19 protein-coding genes are annotated in these 20,030 nt (G+C 59.8%); 7 read left to right on the top strand and 12 right to left on the bottom strand.

Translation table 11 applies throughout. The features are described 5' to 3' along the window. Nucleotides 1-28 precede the first annotated feature (28 nt). Together C1896_15855 and C1896_15860 are read right to left on the bottom strand one after the other, a co-directional pair. Nucleotides 29-2,218: a TonB-dependent copper receptor gene (locus tag C1896_15855; protein ID AZZ46248.1), complete on the bottom strand. Its 2,190-nt coding sequence runs from the start codon at nucleotides 2,216-2,218 to the stop codon at nucleotides 29-31. Nucleotides 2,219-2,272: 54 nt separating this feature from the next. Beyond that, a complete protein-coding gene (locus C1896_15860; protein ID AZZ46249.1) occupies nucleotides 2,273-2,674 on the bottom strand; it encodes a DUF2946 domain-containing protein in 402 nt (133 codons plus the stop codon). A 297-nt stretch (nucleotides 2,675-2,971) separates the two neighbouring features. Here C1896_15860 and leuA point away from each other — a divergent pair, with 297 nt between their 5' ends. The 6 genes from leuA to C1896_15890 all read left to right on the top strand — a co-directional run bounded on the left by leuA (nucleotide 2,972) and on the right by C1896_15890 (nucleotide 8,933). Continuing rightward, complete coding sequence (leuA, locus tag C1896_15865; GenBank protein AZZ46250.1) at nucleotides 2,972-4,642, top strand: 2-isopropylmalate synthase; 1,671 nt, start codon at nucleotides 2,972-2,974, stop codon at nucleotides 4,640-4,642. A gap of 313 nt (nucleotides 4,643-4,955) precedes the next feature. Then, a complete protein-coding gene (locus tag C1896_15870; GenBank protein AZZ46251.1) occupies nucleotides 4,956-6,014 on the top strand; it encodes a hydroxyacid dehydrogenase in 1,059 nt (352 codons plus the stop codon). A gap of 119 nt (nucleotides 6,015-6,133) precedes the next feature. Next, nucleotides 6,134-6,991 carry a hypothetical protein gene (locus C1896_15875; GenBank protein ID AZZ46252.1) on the top strand — a complete coding sequence of 286 codons (858 nt, stop codon included), beginning with the start codon at nucleotides 6,134-6,136 and terminating at the stop codon, nucleotides 6,989-6,991. Between the two features lie 98 nt (nucleotides 6,992-7,089). Continuing rightward, nucleotides 7,090-7,821: a deoxyribonuclease gene (locus C1896_15880; protein AZZ46253.1), complete on the top strand. Its 732-nt coding sequence runs from the start codon at nucleotides 7,090-7,092 to the stop codon at nucleotides 7,819-7,821. A 65-nt stretch (nucleotides 7,822-7,886) separates the two neighbouring features. After that, on the top strand, nucleotides 7,887-8,549 hold the full coding sequence (locus C1896_15885) for a hypothetical protein (protein AZZ46254.1): 663 nt from the start codon (nucleotides 7,887-7,889) through the stop codon (nucleotides 8,547-8,549). Between the two features lie 3 nt (nucleotides 8,550-8,552). Then, nucleotides 8,553-8,933: a DUF2784 domain-containing protein gene (locus C1896_15890; protein AZZ46255.1), complete on the top strand. Its 381-nt coding sequence runs from the start codon at nucleotides 8,553-8,555 to the stop codon at nucleotides 8,931-8,933. 51 nt (nucleotides 8,934-8,984) lie between these two features. On the opposite strand, the gene C1896_15895 is transcribed toward C1896_15890, so the two are convergent. Then, nucleotides 8,985-9,779, bottom strand: a complete 795-nt coding sequence (locus tag C1896_15895) for an amidohydrolase (protein AZZ46256.1) — start codon at nucleotides 9,777-9,779, stop codon at nucleotides 8,985-8,987. Continuing rightward, complete coding sequence (locus C1896_15900) at nucleotides 9,767-10,915, bottom strand: aminotransferase (GenBank protein ID AZZ46257.1); 1,149 nt, start codon at nucleotides 10,913-10,915, stop codon at nucleotides 9,767-9,769. The genes C1896_15895 and C1896_15900 overlap by 13 nt, the downstream gene beginning before the upstream one ends. Before the next feature lie 168 nt (nucleotides 10,916-11,083). On the opposite strand from C1896_15900, the gene C1896_15905 reads away from it, so the two are divergent. Further along, on the top strand, nucleotides 11,084-11,275 hold the full coding sequence (locus C1896_15905) for a hypothetical protein (protein ID AZZ46258.1): 192 nt from the start codon (nucleotides 11,084-11,086) through the stop codon (nucleotides 11,273-11,275). Between the two features lie 4 nt (nucleotides 11,276-11,279). On the opposite strand, the gene der is transcribed toward C1896_15905, so the two are convergent. The 8 genes from der to rlmN all read right to left on the bottom strand — a co-directional run bounded on the left by der (nucleotide 11,280) and on the right by rlmN (nucleotide 20,017). Further along, a complete protein-coding gene (gene der / locus C1896_15910; GenBank protein AZZ46259.1) occupies nucleotides 11,280-12,758 on the bottom strand; it encodes a ribosome biogenesis GTPase Der in 1,479 nt (492 codons plus the stop codon). Nucleotides 12,759-12,864: 106 nt separating this feature from the next. Continuing rightward, nucleotides 12,865-14,013, bottom strand: coding sequence for an outer membrane protein assembly factor BamB (bamB, locus tag C1896_15915; protein ID AZZ47701.1), 1,149 nt, complete (start codon nucleotides 14,011-14,013; stop codon nucleotides 12,865-12,867). Between the two features lie 4 nt (nucleotides 14,014-14,017). Continuing rightward, entirely contained in the window at nucleotides 14,018-14,659 is a 642-nt protein-coding gene (locus tag C1896_15920; protein AZZ46260.1) for a GTP-binding protein, read from the bottom strand. 40 nt (nucleotides 14,660-14,699) lie between these two features. Beyond that, nucleotides 14,700-15,983, bottom strand: a complete 1,284-nt coding sequence (locus C1896_15925; GenBank protein ID AZZ46261.1) for a histidine--tRNA ligase — start codon at nucleotides 15,981-15,983, stop codon at nucleotides 14,700-14,702. A gap of 14 nt (nucleotides 15,984-15,997) precedes the next feature. Then, a complete protein-coding gene (locus C1896_15930; GenBank protein AZZ46262.1) occupies nucleotides 15,998-17,110 on the bottom strand; it encodes a 4-hydroxy-3-methylbut-2-en-1-yl diphosphate synthase in 1,113 nt (370 codons plus the stop codon). A 2-nt stretch (nucleotides 17,111-17,112) separates the two neighbouring features. Next, nucleotides 17,113-18,102, bottom strand: coding sequence for a DUF4115 domain-containing protein (locus C1896_15935; GenBank protein AZZ46263.1), 990 nt, complete (start codon nucleotides 18,100-18,102; stop codon nucleotides 17,113-17,115). Continuing rightward, entirely contained in the window at nucleotides 18,099-18,857 is a 759-nt protein-coding gene (locus tag C1896_15940) for a type IV pilus biogenesis/stability protein PilW (GenBank protein AZZ46264.1), read from the bottom strand. The genes C1896_15935 and C1896_15940 overlap by 4 nt, the downstream gene beginning before the upstream one ends. Before the next feature lie 11 nt (nucleotides 18,858-18,868). Then, nucleotides 18,869-20,017, bottom strand: a complete 1,149-nt coding sequence (gene rlmN / locus C1896_15945; GenBank protein AZZ46265.1) for a 23S rRNA (adenine(2503)-C(2))-methyltransferase RlmN — start codon at nucleotides 20,015-20,017, stop codon at nucleotides 18,869-18,871. Nucleotides 20,018-20,030 lie beyond the last annotated feature (13 nt).

The raw sequence follows: 20,030 nt of genomic DNA on the forward strand, positions 1-20,030 counted from the left end.
GCTGCTTCATGCCTGCTGAAAATGCGTGTCAGAAGCTCATGTCGACCCGCGCCCAATAGGTGCGGCCCGGCTCGTTGACACGACGGGTTGCGTCGAGCCCGTAGTCGGCGAAGCCCGCGCTGCCGGCCAGGTTGAGGTGCTCGCTGTAGGCTTTGTCCAACAGATTGTCCACTCCCGCGCTTAACTTGAAGTGCTGATCCAAACGATAGGCACCGTTGACCGCCAGCACGCCAAAGCCGGCACTCTCGTCGAAGTCCTTGCCGACGACGGTGCCCTGGTTTTTTGCAACCCGGCCCTGCGACGCGACCACTCGCCAGAGGCCACTGGTGCTCCAGTCGTCACGCTCGTAGGTCAGGCCAAACCGCCCCTCCAGCGGCGGGATCTGCGGCATGGCACGGTCATCGCTGCGGTTCTTTCCCCATGCGTAGGCAAGGCTCGCATCGCCTTTCCAGTTGCGGGTGAACCGGTAGCTTGCGCCCATCTCGCCACCGGCAATGGCGGCGTCAATGTTGCTTACCTCCGCGCGGAGCATGCTGGGCATCACGCCGGGCACATAGCTGAACAGGATGTAGTCTTCGACCAAGCCGGCGTACGCGGAGACCCAGGCTTGCAGCAGGCCATCGGCGTACTGCAGGCCGATATCCAGCTGCGTGGTCTTCTCCGGCCGCACAGAATCGAACGGCTGCACGCTACCGACCGGACCGGGGTTGGAGACGAACAGCTCCCAGTAATCAGGGAACCGTTCGGCATGACCGAGGCCGGCGTACCCGGTGACCGGCATGCTGGCGAGCTCTTTTTCATAGCGCATGAAGCCGCTGTAGAGCGTGTCACGCCGGGTATCCCCTGCCGTCGGATTGGTCCAATCCTCACTGACCGGCATGCCCATCATGTTCTTCAGCGTCGGGTGATGGCTGTTGAAGAATGCTCGCTCATCGGTCGCCTCGTGCAGATCCAGCCGCAGACCGCTGATGACTTTCTCGCGTTCGCTGAGCTGCCAGGTCAGCTCGCCAAACAGGCCGTAGCTGTGCAGGACGGCATCCGGCACCCAGGGCAGCGCGTCGCTACCCGCCGCCGCCACCATCTGATTGACTGCACCGGTCGGGTTCATGACCTTGCGATGCTCGCTGCGCTGCGCATCAATGCCGGCCTTCAAGGCGACATCTGACCATTGCCAGGTGCCGACCAGTCGGCCACCGAGCGTGCGGCGGTCGACCCGCGACAGGGTCGGCTGGGTCATCATCATTGTCGGAACGAAGTCGCGCAGGCTGTAGTTGTCCATGACGTGGTCGGCGTAGTTGTAATAGACCTGCGCCTCCAGCCCGTAGAACGTCTCGCCGATATTGGTCTTCTCGAAGCGCAGCCCGAGACTTTCACGCTGGAACTGGCTGCCATCCATGCCCCGTCCAGCGTAGCGGGCGAAGCCGTCGCCACGGCCTGCGGTCAGCTCGACCAAGGTGTCCGCATCCGGCGTCCAGCCGAGCGCGACATCGGTGTTCCACTTGTCATAGCGCGACGGCACGGTATCGCCATCGCCGTCCGCGTAGTCGTCAGCCTGCGAGCTGTTGGCCATCAGCCGCGCGTAGCCCTGTGTGCTACCGGCGGCGGCGTCCAAGTTGCGGTCGAAGCGACCGTTAGAGCCGGTCAGCAGACTGGCGTTGAGGCGGTAGTCGGGTTCGCTGAACTGCTCCGGCTCGCGCTCGAAAAGCACCGTGGCCGCCGAAGCGCCGGGCCCCCAGAGCACGGTTTGCGGCCCTTTGATGACGGTTAGCTTGTCGAAAGTGTCCGGGCTGATATAGGAGCTCGGCGAATCCATGCGGTTCGGACACGCACCAAGCATTTCGCCGCCATTGCTGAGCAGTTTCAACCGAGAGCCGAACATACCGCGGAACACCGGATCGCCGTTTACTCCACCGTTGCGCACCGCGGAGAAGCCCGGAATGGTCTTCAGATAATCCGCGCCTTCGCTGGCCGGCATTGGCTGGCGCGGGATCTTGGGATCGGTGACCACTTTAAGCGGGGATTGCTGCGCCACGCCGGTAATGATCATGGGCGTGAGCTGGATGGTCGATTCGGGGTTGGCTTCAGCGGCCATGCCTTGGCCCGCCAAGGCGCTTAACAGCGCGAGGTGAGCCAACTGCCAACGCAAGCGCAAAGGATGCAGGGAAAGGTTGACGGGCAGACGCGAGGCTACCGCCCGCACAGGGGTGATTCTGGACATAAAGATCTTCCACTTCTGAGATTTAGGAGGAACCGCGCGTTAGCGGCTCGGAAATCAGCAGTGGAATACGGGTGGGGCCCGCGCATATCCGCCGGTGAGGCGTGGCATGGCCGGCAGCGGCTGTTGAGGAATCAGCCGTGCGTAAACAGGCGGGAAATAAGGCAACGCAGGTGCGAAGGCCAGCACCAACGGCGGACTCAGCGTCAACAGCTCACAGTAACCACAGAGGTCGAGCGAAGCGAGCCAGGCCGGCTGGCTATCCGAGCGCGATGGAGAATGCACCGCTGACGGATGACCTTTTGCATCGTGATGATGATGCTGGTGCGCGATCGGAGCTGCAGCGTCGGGATGGGCAGCCTTAAGCTGCGACGCTGAATAGAGCGGTCCCACATGGATCATCAGCATGGCAAAAAGGCCAAGCCAGAGACCCGCTGTGAACTGTCCTTTGCGTCTCACGTAAATCCTGCCGTGGATCGGCTACTGCTCGTCGTGGCCGGATGATCGCACGCCCCGAGGCGCAGGGTGAGTGCGACACGGGGCCGCAATCGAGCCGAGCAATCAATCTTCGATTACGGCGACCAATCGACTGTTTATTTTCCTTTATGGATTTTTATTAGTGTTTTTAACCATTTTTTCGGAGACGGTTGCAATACCCGATAGCTGCGCCCTACATTCGGACCATAAATACGCATCGACCTGCTCTGCCCTCCCTGCTTCGCGCCGCGCTTCGGGGAGCTGCTCAAGGAAATCGCCATGACCATGCTCAAAGATCCTTCAAACAAATATCGCGCGTTTCCGGTGATCAATCTGCCTGACCGTACCTGGCCATCGCAGACCATCACTCAGGCTCCGATCTGGCTGAGCTCCGATTTGCGCGACGGCAACCAGTCGCTGATCGAGCCGATGGACGCGGCGAAGAAGATGCGTTTCTTCAAGACGCTGGTGCAGATCGGCCTGAAGGAGATCGAAGTGGGCTTTCCCTCGGCATCGCAGACCGATTTTGATTTCGTTCGCGAGCTGATCCAAGGTGGGCATATTCCGGATGACGTCACCATTCAAGTGCTGACCCAGGCTCGCGAGGACCTGATCACCCGCACCTTCGAATCGCTCAAGGGTGCCAAACGGGCCATCGTTCATTACTACAACGCGACGGCACCGAGCTTCCGCCGCATCGTGTTCAACCAAGACAAGGCTGGTGTGGTGAACATCGCCGTCGCCGCTGCGCAGGTGGTCAAGCGTCTCGCCGATGCGGCGCCGGAAACCGATTGGCGCTTCGAATATTCGCCCGAGGTGTTCAGCTCCACTGAGACCGACTTCGCCGTCGAGGTCTGCAACGCGGTGATCGACGTATTCCAACCGACGCCTGAGAAGAAGCTGATCCTCAACCTGCCGGCCACCGTTGAGGCCGCCACTCCGAATATCTATGCCGACCAGATTGAATATTTTGGCTGCCAGATCAACAAGCGCGACTGCGTGCTGATTAGCCTGCACACCCACAACGACCGCGGCACGGGCGTTGCTGCCACCGAATTGGGCCTGATGGCCGGGGCGGATCGCGTCGAGGGCTGCCTGTTCGGCAACGGCGAGCGCACCGGCAATGTCGATCTGGTGACCGTAGCGCTGAACATGTACAGCCAGGGTGTCGATCCGCAGTTGGATTTTTCCGACATCGATGCCGTGCGCAAGGTCGTCGAGGAATGCAACCAGTTGCCGGTCCATCCGCGCCATCCCTACGTCGGCGATCTGGTTCACACAGCTTTCTCCGGCTCACACCAGGACGCGATTCGCAAAGGCTTCAGCCAACAGGATCCGAATGGCGTGTGGGAAGTGCCCTACCTGCCAATCGACCCGGCTGACATCGGTCGCAGCTACGAGGCGGTGATTCGCGTCAACAGTCAGTCCGGCAAAGGCGGCATCACCTACTTGCTGGAGCAGGAGTACGGCATCAGCTTGCCGCGCCGGATGCAGATCGAGTTCAGCCAGGTGGTGCAGAAGGAAACCGATCGTCTGGGACTGGAGATGAACGCCAAGCAGATCTACTCCCTGCTGGAGGGTGAATACCTGCAAGCCACGGCGCCGTACGCCCTGAAGAGCCATCGTTTGCAGGAAGAAAACGGCACCAGCGCTGTGGAGGTGGAAGTCACCAGCGAGGGTGAAACCATGCACTGGCGCGGGATCGGCAAGGGGCCGCTGGAAGCGCTGGTCGCCGGCTTGCCGGTGAAGCTGGAGATCATGGATTACCACGAGCACTCGATCGGTGCCGGCAGCAATGCACGGGCCGCGGCCTATATCGAAGTGCGTCTGGATGGCGAGCGCCCGCTGCATGGCATCGGCATTGACGAAAACATCACCACCGCCAGCATTCGCGCCTTGTTCAGCGCCCTCAACCGGGCACTGCGTGAGGCCGAGCTGAAAGCAGCCTGACCGGAAATGGCGGGTTCTGCGTAGGGCCCGCCACGCTGCAACTAGAGCCGCCTGGGAGGCGGCACGATGGCCCACCGCTTGCCGCTACTCTGACGGCAGCATCTGCCCCAGCGTTTCGTCGCAGCATGACAGACGATCAATCCCTCGCCAAAGAACCCGGCGCATCACGTACCGAACACCTGCGCCTGGGCCAGGTCTATCTCATTCCAGCAGAAATGCGTGAGTCATCGGCAGGATTGTGCAACCGGTCCTGTTCGCTATAGGCATAGGCTTGAGCACTTCCGCCACCCGATAAAACGCCACAGGAGCGCTCATGAGCACAACCATCGGTTACGCCGCATTTGATCCAAGCACACCACTCGCACCTCATACCTTCTCGCGCCGTGCCGTAGGGCCGAACGATGTGCAGATCGACATTCTCTTCTGCGGCGTCTGCCATTCGGATCTGCACACCGCCCGCAACGAATGGCACAACACCCTCTACCCCTCCGTTCCGGGCCACGAGATCGTTGGCCGGGTCAGTGCCGTTGGCGAGTCGGTCAACCGCTTCAAGGTCGGCGACATCGCTGGCGTCGGCTGCCTGGTCGACAGCTGTCAGAGCTGCCCCTCTTGCGGCGAGGGCCTCGAGCAGTATTGCGAGAATGGTTTTGTCGGCACCTACAATGGTCCCGCGTTCGGCGGTGGCGAGAACACCTTTGGCGGCTATTCCGACAACATCGTGGTGAACGAGAAATTCGTCCTGCGCATCTCACATACTGAAGACAAGCTTGCCGCTGTCGCGCCCTTGCTATGTGCAGGCATCACCACCTATTCGCCGCTGCGCCAGTGGAAGGTTGGCCCTGGTCAAAAGGTCGGCGTGGTCGGTCTCGGAGGCCTTGGGCATATGGCGGTGAAGATCGCCAATGCCATGGGCGCGCATGTCGTGCTGTTCACCACCTCGCCCGGCAAGAAGGAAGACGCCCTGCGTCTGGGCGCCAGCGAAGTTGTGGTGTCGAAGAACCAGGACGAGATGAGCGCGCACCTGAACAGCTTCGACTTCATTCTCAATACCGTTGCAGCGCCCCACAATCTTGATGCTTTCCTGTCGCTGCTCAAGCGCGACGCGACCATGACCCTGGTGGGGGCACCGGCTTCGCCGCATCCCTCGCCGAGCGTGTTCGGCTTGATTTTCAAGCGCCGTCGTTTGGCCGGCTCGCTGATTGGCGGCATTGCCGAAACGCAGGAGATGCTCGACTTTTGCGCCGAACACAACATCGTCTCGGATATCGAGATGATCGATATCCAGACCATCAACGAGGCCTACGACCGCATGCTCAAGAGTGACGTGAAATACCGCTTCGTCATCGACATGGCCTCGCTGAAGTCTGCGTAATCCGTCCACCACGGGCGCGCCTGGCGAAGCGCGCCCGTGATCAAAAATAGCGGGCTCAAACCGGCCCTTCCCTCTTTGCCGCCGAGCCGCTAAGGTCGCCGACCTTCTGAGGAGTCGGCATGCGCTACCTGATTTTCGTCACCCTGCTGTGGGCGTTTTCCTTCAACCTGATCGGCGCCTACCTCGCTGGCCAGGTGGACAGCTATTTCGCTGTGCTGACCCGCGTAGTGCTGGCCGGCCTGGTATTCCTGGCTCTGACTCGCTGGCGCGGCGTTGCACCGGGCTTCATAGCGGGCGTCACGCTCGTCGGCGCGTTGCAGTTCGGCGTCACCTACCTCTGCCTGTACCTGAGCTTCAACGTACTGACGGTCGCCGAAGTCCTCTTATTCACAGTACTGACGCCGTTGCACGTGACGTTGATTGACGACGCGTTGAACCGCCGTTTCAACCCCTGGGCACTGGTAGCAGCCGCCGTTGCGGTATTCGGTGCCGGGCTGATTCGCTATGACGGTGTTTCTCGCGACTTTCTCGGTGGTTTCCTGCTGATGCAGTTGGCTAACTTCACCTTTGCCGCCGGCCAGGTTGGCTACAAGCATCTGGCACAGCGTTATCCATCCGATATTCCACTCCATCGTCGCTTCGGCTACTTCTTCATGGGTGCGCTGCTGATCGTACTGCCGGCCTGGCTACTGTTCGGCAACCCGGAAAAACTGCCCACCACAACCGAACAATGGGCAGTGTTGATATGGATGGGTGTGCTGGCCACCGCACTCGGGCAATTCTGCTGGAACAAGGGCGCCACTTTGGTGGACGCCGGCACCCTGGCGGTGATGAACAACATGGCGGTGCCTGTGGGGCTGGTGCTCAATCTGCTGTTCTGGGGCACGCAGACCAATCTTCTGCTGCTGACGGTTGGCGGGCTGATCATCCTGGCGTCGCTGCGGATCAACCGGCTGGGTCACACGCAGGCTCAATGACATTATGTAAGTTATTGTTATATGTGGATTTATCAGAGCAATAGGTAAGATAGCGCGCCCCGCATGGATGCATTTCTCAGTCAGTCGTCGAGAATCCCATGCGCTGTTACAGCCTGCTTCTGCTCGCCCTGCTTTTTCCTGTTCAGCTACACGCTGACGCTCCACGCACCTTTCGCGAGGCCAAGAAAATCGCCTGGCAGTTGTACGCCGAGCGACCCGTGGATTTCTATTGCCGCTGTGCCTTCAAGGGCAAACAGATCGACCTGGCCAGTTGTGGCTACATTCCGCGCAAGCAGCCCAAGCGTGCCGCGAGGGTGGAATGGGAGCACATCGTTCCCGCATGGGTGATCGGCCATCAGCGCCAATGCTGGCAGGACGGTGGACGCAAACACTGCACGTCTACCGACCCGGTGTTCAGCCAGGCCGAAGCGGATCTGCACAATCTGGTACCGGTGGTTGGTGAAGTGAACGGCGACCGCAGCAATTACGGCTTCGGCATGCTCAGCGAGAAGCCCAGCCAGTACGGCGCTTGCCCCTTCGTGGTGAACTTCAAGCAACGCACGGCCATGCCACCGGCCTACGCCCGCGGCGCCATTGCCCGCACTTACCTGTACATGAGCGAGCGCTACGGCCTGCGGCTGTCGAAGCAGGATCGCCGCCTGTATGACATATGGAATCGCCAATTCCCAATCGACGAGTGGGAACGGTGGCGCAACCGCAGCGTCGCCTGCGTTCAGGGCAACGCCAACCCATACATCGGAGCAGTCGATTTGCGGCGCTGCGGCCGTTCGCTTTCGCGTGCGGCCTCAGCACCTGGCCGAGAAGGTTAGCTGGCACACTTTGCCAAGCCGGGGCTCGCCGCGCTTACAGTTGCGGCTAACCCGGCAAGCACTGCATGCTGCCGGCTCTACCGTTAATCATGGCGACGCCAATGCAAGACCGTACGCTTTACGCAGCGCTGGGATCGGGTGTACTGCTGGCATTGATCTGTTCCGCTGTTGCACCCTACGACCGCGCAACCTGGCTGCTCGAGGTAGCGCCAGTGCTGATCGCCGCCCCACTGCTGATCTGGAGTCATCGGCGCTTTCCGTTGACCCACCTGCTTTATTGGGTGATCGCGATCCATGCGCTGGTGTTGATTCTTGGTGGCACCTATACCTATGCCCGCGTGCCGCCGGGGTTCTGGGTGCAGGACTGGTTTGATCTGGCCCGCAACCCTTATGACAAGCTGGGCCATTTCATTCAGGGCGTAACACCCGCCTTGCTGGCGCGGGAAGTTCTGCTGCGTCATCGCTTCATTACCGGCGGCAAGATGCTGGGCTTTTTAGCACTTTGCGTCGCCCTGGCATTCAGTGCCTTTTATGAGCTGATCGAATGGTGGGTAGCGCTTGTCGCAGGCCAAGGTGCCGAGGACTTCCTGGGAACGCAGGGCGATCCATGGGATACCCAGTCGGACATGCTCATGGCGCTGATCGGCGCAGGCCTCTCTGTCACCCTTCTGGCGCGCATTCAAGACAAACACATCGCTCAGCTGGAGCGTTCGGCCAGGGCTGAGTAAGCCATGCTTTATCGTATTGGGGCCGATGCCGTGCTGATGCTGCACCTCGGCTTTATCCTCTTCGTATTGCTGGGGGGCTTGCTGGTCGCCTGGAAGCGCGGCTTTTTGCTGTTGCATCTGCCCGCGATGGCGTGGGGAATATTTGTAGAGCTGAGCGGGCGCCCCTGCCCACTCACCCATTGGGAAAACCTGCTAAGGCGGCTGGCAGGGGACGCAGGCTACGACGCCGGCTTCGTCGAGCACTATTTGCTGCCGCTGATCTATCCGGCCTGGTTGAGCGTACCGGTGCAGTACCTGCTGGCCGCCGTGGTGGTCGTCGTCAACCTACTGATCTACGGGGGCCTGCTGTGGCGCAATCGTCACCGACACGCCGCAGAACGCTGAAGCCGTTTAGCCCGCGCTAGCAACCATACCATCGTAAGCATGGCTGAGCGCCTATAGGCTCAGTTCAAACGCGTCGCCATCGTGGTAGGCAGGAAACTTGCTGCGGAACTTGGCCAGATCGGCAGCGCGAAGTGAAGCGCGAAACACCCCATCGGCGTCACCGGCCTTCAGCAGCGGGTCACCGAGATAGTCCAGTACTTGGCTGTCACCACTGTAGGGGTAGCCTTTACCATCTTCCCCGACCCGATTCACCGCCGCGACATAGCAGAGGTTCTCGATCGCGCGTGCTGGCAACAGGCGATTCCAGGCATTACGCCGGGCTGCCGGCCAATTGGCCGTATAAAGGAGAAGGTCGGTGTCATGGGGATCGCGGCTCCACACCGGAAAGCGCAGGTCATAGCAGATCAGCGGGCGCACGTGCCAGCCGTTGAGTTCGAACAGAGCCTGTTTTTCGCCCGCCGTGTAGTGCTTATGCTCCCCCGCCATGCGAAACAGATGGCGCTTGTCATAATGCAGAATTTCGCCGTTCGGCCGGGCCCAGAGCAGACGGTTGCGATGGCTGCCATCGGCGGCCTCGATGATTACGCTGCCGGTGATCACCGCCTCCATACGGGCCGCCTGCTCGCGCAGCCAGGCGTAGGTCGGGCCTTCTTCAGGCTCGGCGAGCTCGGCGGAGTTCATCGAAAAGGCCGTGGTGAACATCTCGGGCAACACAATCAAGTCCGCGCCGCGGGCATCATCCAGCAACCCGATGAAGCGCTCACGATTGGCAGAGGCGTCCTGCCAGACGAGCGTCGTCTGGATCAGGGCCAGTTCAAGGTCGGGTAAATTAGTCAGATCGCGCATAGTCGTTCTGCTGCTTGGCGCAGCGTCTCCTCTCGTTTGGCGAAGCAGAAGCGGACGAGCCGCGACTCTGCAGGAGGCGTTTGGTAGAACACCGAAATCGGAATACTGGCCACACCGTGTTCACGGGTCAGCCATTCCGCCATGGCTACGTCGTCGAGATCCGGGCGAATCGCGGAATAATCGGCCAATTGGAAATAGGTGCCCGCGGCGCGCGTGAAGCGGAAGCGCGAGTTGGCCAGCAGATCGCAGAACAGATCACGCTTGGCCTGGTAGAACGCAGGCAGTGCCGCCAGATGCTCGGGATGCGCCGCCATGAAATCGGCAAGCGCCCACTGCAACGGGGTTACGCCGGTAAAGCTGACGTATTGATGCACCTTGCGCAGCTCGTTGCTGAGCTCGGCGGGCGCAACTACGTATCCAGTCTTCCAGCCGGTGACGTGGTAGGTCTTGCCGAAAGAGCTGATGACGAAGGCGCGCTGATACAGCTCAGCATGACGCAACACACTGGCGTGCTCCCGACCGTCAAAAACCAAGTGCTCGTAGACTTCGTCGCTGAGCAGATAGATGTCGCGGTCGCGGATCAGCCCCGCCAGGCGATCCAGATCAGCCATTTCGATCAAGGCGCCACTGGGATTGTGCGGCGTGTTCAACACGATCAGTCGGGTGCGTGGGGTAATCGCCTCGGCGAGCTTCTGCCAGTCGATGGCAAAGTCCGGCAGGCTCAGCGTCTGATGCACACAGACGCCGCCGGCGAGTTCCACGGCAGGTTCGTAGCTGTCATAGCAGGGGTCGAAAACGATGACTTCATCGCCTGGACGGATGACCGCGTGAATCGCACAGAAGATTGCTTGCGTCGCCCCGGGCGTGACCGTTACCTCGCCCTCGGCGCTGACCTGACGGCCATATAGCGAGCTGACCTTAAGTGCCACCTGCTCGCGCAGTGCCGGTAAGCCGGTCATTGGCGCGTATTGGTTGTGCCCTTCCATCACATGACGGGCAACCGCTTCGCGCAGCGCATCAGGCCCATCGAAGTCGGGAAATCCCTGCGACAAGTTTAACGCGCCGGTTTCAGCCGCCAGCTGCGACATGGTGGTGAAAATGGTGGTGCCGACATTGGGCAACTTACTGATGAGCATGACAGCCTTCCGACAGGCCTGCCGTACGGGGCTTCGGCAGGGGAAAACAGAATAGCCGATCATGGCGGGCGGGTACGAGGGCGTCCGGGCCTGCGGCATTGGCTTCTAGAGTTGGGCGGGGCCGGCAGGGTGAGCAGCGACCGGCACCCTAAGATACGCAGCGGTGTGATGATCGACGCAGGAGCGAAGATACTCGGCAATATCGCAATCGGCGAGGGCACCAATGTCGGTGCCGGAAGCGTGGTGCTGCAAGCCGTTTCACCACACACGACCGTGGTAGGCAACCCGTCCCGCCAAGTCGGCAAGCCGAGGCATGGACGACTGGCCTTGGACATGGACCAGTCGTTCGATGAGACCTGAGAAACTAGCGCTTGTCGCGGCGCTTCTTCTCGGCCTTCTTGTGGTGGGACATAAGGCGACGCTTCTTGTTTACCTGACGGTCGGTCAGGGTGTTCTTCTTGCCTTCGAAAGGGTTTTCGCCGCCCTTGTACTCGATACGGATGGGCGTACCGACCAGCTTCAGTACGCGTCGGTAAGTATTCTCCAAATAACGAGTGTACGACTTGGGGATCGAGTCGACCTGGTTGCCATGGATAACGATAAGCGGCGGGTTGGCGCCGCCCAGGTGTGCGTAGCGAAGCTTGATTCGACGGCTGGCGACCATCGGTGGCGCATGCTCGCGAACCGCGTCTTCAAGGATCTGCGTCAAACGGCTGGTGGGCCATCGAGTCACGGCTGAAGCGAACGAAGCCTGCACCGACTTATACAAATTGCCAACGCCAGTGCCATGTTTAGCGGAGATGAAATGGATGTCGGCGAACTCGACGAAGAACAATCGGCGCTCCAGCTCGGTCTTCACATAGTCGCGCTCACTCGGCTCCATGCCGTCCCACTTGTTCAGCGCGATAACCAGCGCGCGGCCGCTTTCTAGCACGAAACCAAGCAGGTTCAGGTCGTGTTCGACCACGCCCTCACGGGCATCCATGACGAAAATCACGACGTTGGAGTCCTGAATCGCCTGCAGCGTCTTGACCACCGAGAACTTTTCCACGGCCTCGAAGATCTTGCCGCGGCGACGCACACCGGCCGTATCGATCAGTGTGTACTTTTCGTCATCACGCTCGAACGGAATGTAGATGCTGTCGCGGGTTGTACCGGCCTGGTCATAAACGATGACCCGCTCCTCGCCGAGCATGCGATTGACCAGCGTCGATTTGCCCACATTGGGCCGGCCGATGATGGCGATTTTGATGCCATCCTTTTCGCTTGGTCCAGGGATGCGCTTGGGCTCTTCTCCTTCGGCAACCGCCTCGCCCTCTTCACCCTCGTCTTCGGCAACTTCGGCGTTGTCCTTGGGAAACACACCGAGTGCCTGCTCGAGCATATGGGTGATACCACGGCCATGGGCAGCAGCGATCGGCAGGGCGTCACCCAGGCCCAACGGGCTGAATTCCGCTCGGGCGATATCCGGATCGATGCTGTCGACCTTGTTCGCCACCAGGATGTGGCGCTTGTTCATCTTGCGCAGGTGCTCGGCAATCATCTGGTCGCCAGGTGTCATACCGGCACGTGCATCGACCATGAACATGACCGCATCGGCCTCTTGCATGGCTTGCAAAGACTGCTCGGCCATCTTGGCGTCAATGCCCTGCTCGTCCCCGGTAAGGCCGCCGGTATCGATGACGATGTAAGTGCGGCCCTGCCATTTGGCTTCGCCATACTGGCGGTCACGGGTCAGACCGGCATATTCCGCGACAATGGCGTCACGGCTTTTGGTCAGACGATTAAACAGGGTGGACTTGCCAACGTTCGGGCGGCCCACCAGGGCGATTACGGGAACCATACGGCTCTCCACTGCGATATTTCAGAAAACACGAAGGCCGCTGCAAGGCAGCGGCCGAATATTTGTTGTTCCGTCTGGACGGAACAAGGCGCATGACGTGAGGCCGTCAATCCGCCTGGCGAATGGTCATCGCGACGAGTTTGCCATCGTTACCGTAGGCATACAGCCAGTCACCTTCGACCACGGGTCGAGCTCGCACCCCGGCGCTATCGACGCGAGTTCGCGCGACGAAACGCCCATCAACCTGGCTGAGGAAGTGCAAATAGCCCTCCTTGTCTCCCACCACGACGTAGCTGGAAAAAACCGCCGGAGCGGAAAGCTGCCGACGTAGCAGCGAATCGTTGCTCCACAGCACGGTTGTCGATCGCTCATCGATGCCCAGCACCGTGCCGTCGGCTTGGCTCACGTAGACACTGCCATACCCCATCGCAAGGCCGGTCGCGGTGGACGCATCGCGCTGCCAAAGAATCCGACCGCTTTCCAGATCCAACGCTGCGGCGCGGCCCTGGAAGGACGCGACATACAAGGTTCCGCCTGAAAGTAGCAGCCCGCCGTCGATATCGACTACGCGTTCAAGTTCGGAACGACCTTGTGGAATGGCGACCCGCTGCTCCCAGATCGGCAACCCGCGACGGGTGTCCAGCGCCACCACCTTTCCACTGGAAAGGCCGGCGATTGCCAGTTCATTGGTCAGCAGTGGCGCTCCAGTACCGCGTAGCGTCAGCACCGCCGGCGAGCTTTCGTAGCTCCAACGTTGCGCTCCGGTGTCGATTTCGAGCGCAATGACGCGATCATCCTGAGTCTGGACCACTACGACATCGCCGTTCACGGCAGGCGCAGCAAGTACCTCGCTGCTGACCTGGCTGCGCCAACGTTCTTCGCCGGTCGCAACATCCAGCGCCAATACCTCACCCCGTAGCGTACCGACCAGAACCAGACCATAGCCAGCGCCCACTGCACCCGAGATCGGGACTTCCAGGTCGTTCTTCCAGTTGACCTTGCCGGTCGTACGGTCCATTGCCACGACCAACCCTTCAACGTCGGCAGCAAATATCTCGTTACCGTAGACAACGGGAGTCAGCAGATTATAGGTCTCGCCCTGACCATCGCCGATGGAGCGGCTCCACTGTTCTTTCAGCTGGATTTCAGCGTCAAACTTGACCAGTTCGGCGGGCTCGGGTTCTTTCTTGTCATTGCTGCTGCAACCCGCCGCCAGGACGGCCAGGGTCAGCAATGCTGCAGTTTTCCAACGCATCAATTCACGCCTCTCCACGAGCCAGATCGTCAAGTTTCAGCTGCAGGCCACCAATTGCAGCATCCTGCGACAGCAATTCTTTCGCCTTGGAATAGGCAGCGTGGGCCTCGTCAGGACGCTCAAGCTTGACCAGCAGATCACCCCGCAACTCTTCGCGGCTGGCGGCAAATGCTTCAACCGCGTCGCCTTCCAAGAGTGCGAGCCCTTCTTCAGCCTTGTCCTGAGCCGCCAGAATACGGGCCAAACGTTGGCGAGCCAGCTCTTCCAGAGTTTTGTCGGCAGGCTTGTCCAGCACCGCCTGCAACTCTGTTGCGGCCTCGTCGAGACGTCCGGACTCCACCGCCACCTTGGCGACGAAGAGGCTGCCGTACTGAGCGTAGTGAGAACCTGCAAATTCTTTCTGCAGCAGATTGCCCAAGCGCGAAATCTCGGCGGTATCTGCTTTCCCTTCTTCCAACGCGGCATTCAGCAACTGCTGGTAGATGGTCGAGGCGCTCTGGGACTGATTGAGCTGGTGCTTCTGCCAGAACTGCCAGCCAAATACCAGCACCAGAGCAAGCGCGCCCCCCATCAGCAATGGTTTGCCGTTCCGCTGCCACCATTCCTTGATTTGCGCCAGTTGTTCTTCTTCGGTACCCGAGGTCACACTGTCACTCCTTACATTCGCTGAAATCGGACCTGTTTGCTCACGCCAAACAGGCAGCCAGACACTCGGGCAGAGCATCCCAGGCAATGCTTTGTTGCTCGCTATCGTCGCGCAGCGGCTTGCAACCTACCACGCGACCGGCCAGTTCGTCGTCACCCAGAATCAGTGCGAACCGGGCGCCGCTCTTGTCAGCTTTCTTGAACTGACTCTTGAAACTTCCGCCGCCCGCGTTGACCAGCAAGCGCAGGCCGGGCAACGCATCGCGCAATCGCTCCGCGAGGCCGAGTGCAGCCAGTTCGGACGCCTCACCAAAGGCACAGATGTACGCATGGGCCGGCTGATTAAGCTCCTCAGGCACCAATCCGAGCGTCTCGAGTAGCAACACCAGACGCTCGATGCCCATGGCGAAACCTACGCCCGGCGTCGGCTTGCCGCCAAATTGAGTGACAAGCCCGTCATAGCGACCACCCGCACAAACGGTACCTTGCGAGCCCAGTTTATCGGTCACCCACTCGAACACCGTCCTGCCGTAGTAATCCAGGCCCCGCACCAGCTTGGGATTGATCTGGTAGTCGATTCCTGCCACTTCGAGACGGGCCTTGAGTCCCGCGAAATGTGTACGTGACTCTTCGTCGAGATAGTCATGCAAGGTCGGCGCATCGGCGAGCAGTGCTTGGGTCTGAGCATTCTTGCTGTCGAGAATACGCAGCGGGTTGCTCGTCAGACGGCGCTGGCTGTCTTCGTCGAGTTGCTCGAAATGCTGTTGCAGGTACGCCACCAGTGCGTCCCGATAGGTCGCCCTCGCCTCGCTGGAACCTAAGCTGTTCAGCTGCAGGGTGACTGCACCGGATAGGCCAAGCTTCTTCCAAAGACGAGCCGTAAGCACGATCAGCTCGGCATCGATATCCGGTCCCGGCTGATTGAACACCTCAACGCCGATCTGGTGAAACTGACGATAGCGGCCTTTCTGCGGCTTTTCATAGCGGAACATGGGCCCCGCGTACCAGAGTTTCTGTACCTGCCCGCCCCCAGTCATGCCATGCTCGAGCACCGCGCGCACGCAACCGGCAGTGCCCTCTGGACGCAGCGTCAGTGATTCCTCGTTACGGTCTAGGAAGGTGTACATTTCCTTGTCGACCACGTCGGTCCCCTCACCGATCCCACGGGCGAACAGATCGGTGAACTCAAGAATCGGCAGACGAATCTCGCTGTAACCGTAGCTATCGAGCAACTGTGCGAAGGTCGTCTCGAGGTAGCGCCAGACCGGCGTCTGGGCCGGCAGAATATCGTTCATGCCACGAATGGCTTGCAGGGACTTGCTCAATTCGTTTCCTTAGTTCAGCTGCGCAGAATCAGCGCAGCGTCTGTCTCGACTTTTTCCGCAGCCTTGCGACGAATCAGCTGCTCCAGTTCATCGACCAGATTGTCGTTGCTCAACTTCTGTGCCGGCTTGCCATCGATATAGATGAGGTTGTTCGGCGTGCCACCCGTAAGACCTATGTGTGCTTCCTTGGCTTCTCCGGGTCCATTCACAACGCAGCCAATCACCGCGACGTCCATAGGCACAAGCAAATCATCAAGCCGGCCCTCAAGCTCGTTCATGGTCTTGACCACGTCGAAGTTCTGGCGCGAGCAACTTGGGCAGGCGATGAAATTGATCCCACGTGAACGTAGACGCAGCGACTTGAGAATGTCGAAACCGACCTTGATTTCTTCTACCGGGTCGGCTGCCAGCGAAATTCGGATAGTGTCGCCGATGCCTTCGGCGAGCAGCATGCCCAAACCTACCGACGACTTCACCGTACCCGAACGCAAGCCACCGGCTTCGGTAATACCCAGGTGTAAAGGCTGCTCGATTTTGTCAGCCAAGAGACGATAGGCAGCCACAGCCATGAACACGTCAGAGGCCTTAACGCTGACTTTGAAATCAGGGAAGTTCAGCCGGTCGAGATGCTCGACATGGCGCAACGCAGATTCCACGAGCGCTTCGGGTGTTGGCTCGCCGTACTTTTTCTGCAGATCCTTTTCCAACGAACCGGCATTGACGCCAATGCGGATCGGGATGCCGCGGTCCCGCGCAGCTTCGACGACGGCGCGGACACGGTCTTCGCGCCCGATATTACCTGGGTTGATGCGCAGGCAATCGACACCAAGCTCGGCGACGCGTAGAGCAATCTGATAGTCGAAATGAATGTCTGCTACCAACGGCAAACTGACGCGCTGCTTGATCTTGCCGAACGCTTCGGCTGCTTCCATCGAAGGTACTGACACACGCACGATGTCAGCTCCGGCATTCCCTAGCCGCTCGATCTGGGCAACCGTGGCATCCACATCGCAGGTTTCGGTATTGGTCATGCTTTGCACGGCGATAGGCGCATCGCCGCCGACCGGTACGTTGCCTACCCAGATTTTTCGAGTAGGGCGACGCTTGATAGGAGACTCACTATGCATGATTACTGTCCGAGCTTGAGACGCGCAGTCTCGCCGCGCGTTTTGCCAGAAAGACTGACGGCTTCACCGTTGAAGCTGACCTGCACACCAGACGCAAAGCCCAGATGCAGATCTAGCGGGGTTTCACCGACCAGGGTGCGACTGCTCCCAGCCTTGGCCAGGCCGCTGTAGAGAACTTCGCCGTTCGCATCGGTAACCCGTGTCCAACAATCCGCCGTGTAGTCCAAGGTCAACCGGCCCTCCCCCGGTGCGACCGCCTCCACCTCGGCGACCTGGGCTGGCGTTGCGTCGGCCTCCGCAGCGGCCGGCGCCTCACTGGACGGTGCAGTCTCGTCCTGTTGCATTGGCATTTCAGCTGCCGTTTCGACTGCCGGCTGCGCATCTGACTGCAACGTTTCGGTGCTGGCTACCTGGGCCTCGTCGCCGGTTTCCGATGGGATCGGGATAATCGGTTCCTCGATTACGGGCTCAACAGGCTCCTCAGCTCGGTCGAGCAGATGAATCTCGGTGGTACCGTCTGCAGCCTCGACCTCAATTCGCTCAAGCGCGGAGACCGACGGGCCCGACTCGGTACGGGCCGAGCGATCCTGCCACCACAAGAATGCACCTACGCCGATTACCAGCGTCAGGATGAAGGTAAAGAAGCGCACCATGCTCCGCGATAGGCGCACGGGCTGATCGATGTGGCCGAGGCTGTTGACGCTACTGCCAGTGGCATCCGTACCGGTATGTTGGTCGAACTGCTGTACCAGACGATTCTGGTCCAGGCCCAGAAGCTTGGCATAAGCACGAACGTAACCGCGGGCAAATGTGTGACCAGGCAGCTGACTGAAGTCACCCGCCTCGATCTGGGTGAGCGATCGTTCCGACAGATTAAGCTGCTTGGCTACCGAAGAGAGAGACCAGTTTTTGCCTTCGCGTGCGGCGCGTAACGTTTCGCCAGGGTTGGCCAGGGCCGTCGGGGCAGCGGCTTCAGAATGGGGCGCTATCATCGTTGCTCCGAAAGAAACTGTTGATATTCAGGCGTCCCCGGATACAGGCGCTTGAGCTGCAAACCCAGGCTTGCCGCCTGATCGCGGTCCTGATGGATTTTCGCCAAACGGATGCCCAGCAACAGACTGCGGGCATTCTGCTCGGAAAGACTGCTGAAACCGTCGTAGTAGCGTTTTGCAGGAACGTACTGCTTGTCTTCATACGCCATCATGGCTAGTTCGAGCAGTGCGCGTGGTTGCCGACTGTCGAGGCGCAGGGCGCGAGTGAAATAGGTTTCGGCCTGCTCTCGCTGACCTAGCATCAATGCGGTCATGCCCATGTTCTGAAAGACGTGGGAGCGCCCAGAATAGAGATTATCTTCGGCTGCCTTTGCGAAACGCTCCATCGCTTCGGGATAGCGCTTCTGCTCGAAAAGGAAGCTGCCGTAGTTATTAAGGATACGGGCGTCATTTTGGCCAGACAGGGCCTTGCGGTAATGCTCGTCTGCCAACTGATTTTCCATCTCGTTTTGGAATACCAAGGCCAATGCCGCGTGGGCATCTGCACTGTTTGGATCCAACTCGAGCGCTTTGCGTAGCGGCGATTTGGCACGAGAAGCCTCGCCTTGCTGCAAATAGCCAATGCCAAGCTGAATATAGGCATCTCGCGCTTCGTCGCGACCTTCGGAGGTACGCATCGGATTTACCGACCCGGAAGATACGCAGCCAACCATTAGGCTGGCGAGCACAAACAGCAGCGCGACGCGCAAGGTCATCAAAATCCCCCTCAGGAACGGTTCGTAGCAATGGGCGCCGTCACTGGCTCGGATTGCAGCTGGCGCACTGCGATGTAGCGCTCGCTTCGGCGTGTTCTATCCAACACCTGCCCGACTAGCTGGCCGCAGGCCGCATCGATATCCTCACCGCGAGTGGTACGCACCGTCACATTGTGCCCGGCTTTGTGCAGGATGTCCTGAAAACGACGGATCGCATTGTTGCTCGGCCGCTCATATCCGGAATGCGGAAAGGGGTTGAAGGGAATCAGGTTGATCTTGCAGGGAATTTTCGCCAGCAGGGCGATCATCTGCTCCGCATGTTCAGGCTGATCGTTGACGCCCTGCAGCATCGTGTATTCGATCGTTAGAACACGCTTTTCGCCCAGATTGGAAATATAGCGCTGACAAGCCGCGAGCAGCATCTCCAACGGGTATTTCTTGTTGATCGGGACCAACTGATCACGCAATTCATCATTCGGTGCGTGCAGTGACAGCGCCAGCGACACGTCGATGACCTTGGACAGTTCCTCGATCATCGGCACCACGCCTGATGTCGAAAGCGTCACCTTGCGCTTGGATATACCGTATCCGAGGTCGTCCATCATGATTTGCATGGCGGCTACGACATTATCGAAGTTGAGCAAGGGTTCGCCCATGCCCATCATGACGACATTGGTGATGGCGCGATCAACCTTCGCCGGTATCGTGCCGAACGACTTGTTGGCAATCCACACCTGACCGATCACTTCGGCAGCGGTGAGGTTGCTATTGAAACCTTGCTTGCCCGTCGAGCAGAAACTGCAATCCAACGCGCAGCCTGCCTGGGAGGAAACGCAGAGCGTGCCCCGTCCACCTTGGGGAATATAGACAGTTTCCACACAGCTACCCGAAGCCACCCGCACCACCCATTTGCGAGTGCCGTCGGTGGAAATGTCTTCGCTTACAATTTCGGGGCCGCGGATCTCGGCAGAGGCCTTGAGCTTTTCGCGCAAGGCCTTGCCAATATTGCTCATGGCATCGAAGTCATCGACGCCAAAGTGGTGAATCCATTTCATGACCTGACCGGCACGAAAGCGCTTCTCCCCTATTGAATCGAAGAAGCTTTCCAGCTGAGGCTGGGTCAGCCCCAGCAGATTTACTTTACCGGTAATCGGTGTCATCTGGATTCACCTT

Source organism: Pseudomonadaceae bacterium SI-3, from assembly GCA_004010935.1.
In the GTDB taxonomy this organism is placed as follows: Bacteria; Pseudomonadota; Gammaproteobacteria; order Pseudomonadales; family Pseudomonadaceae; genus Stutzerimonas.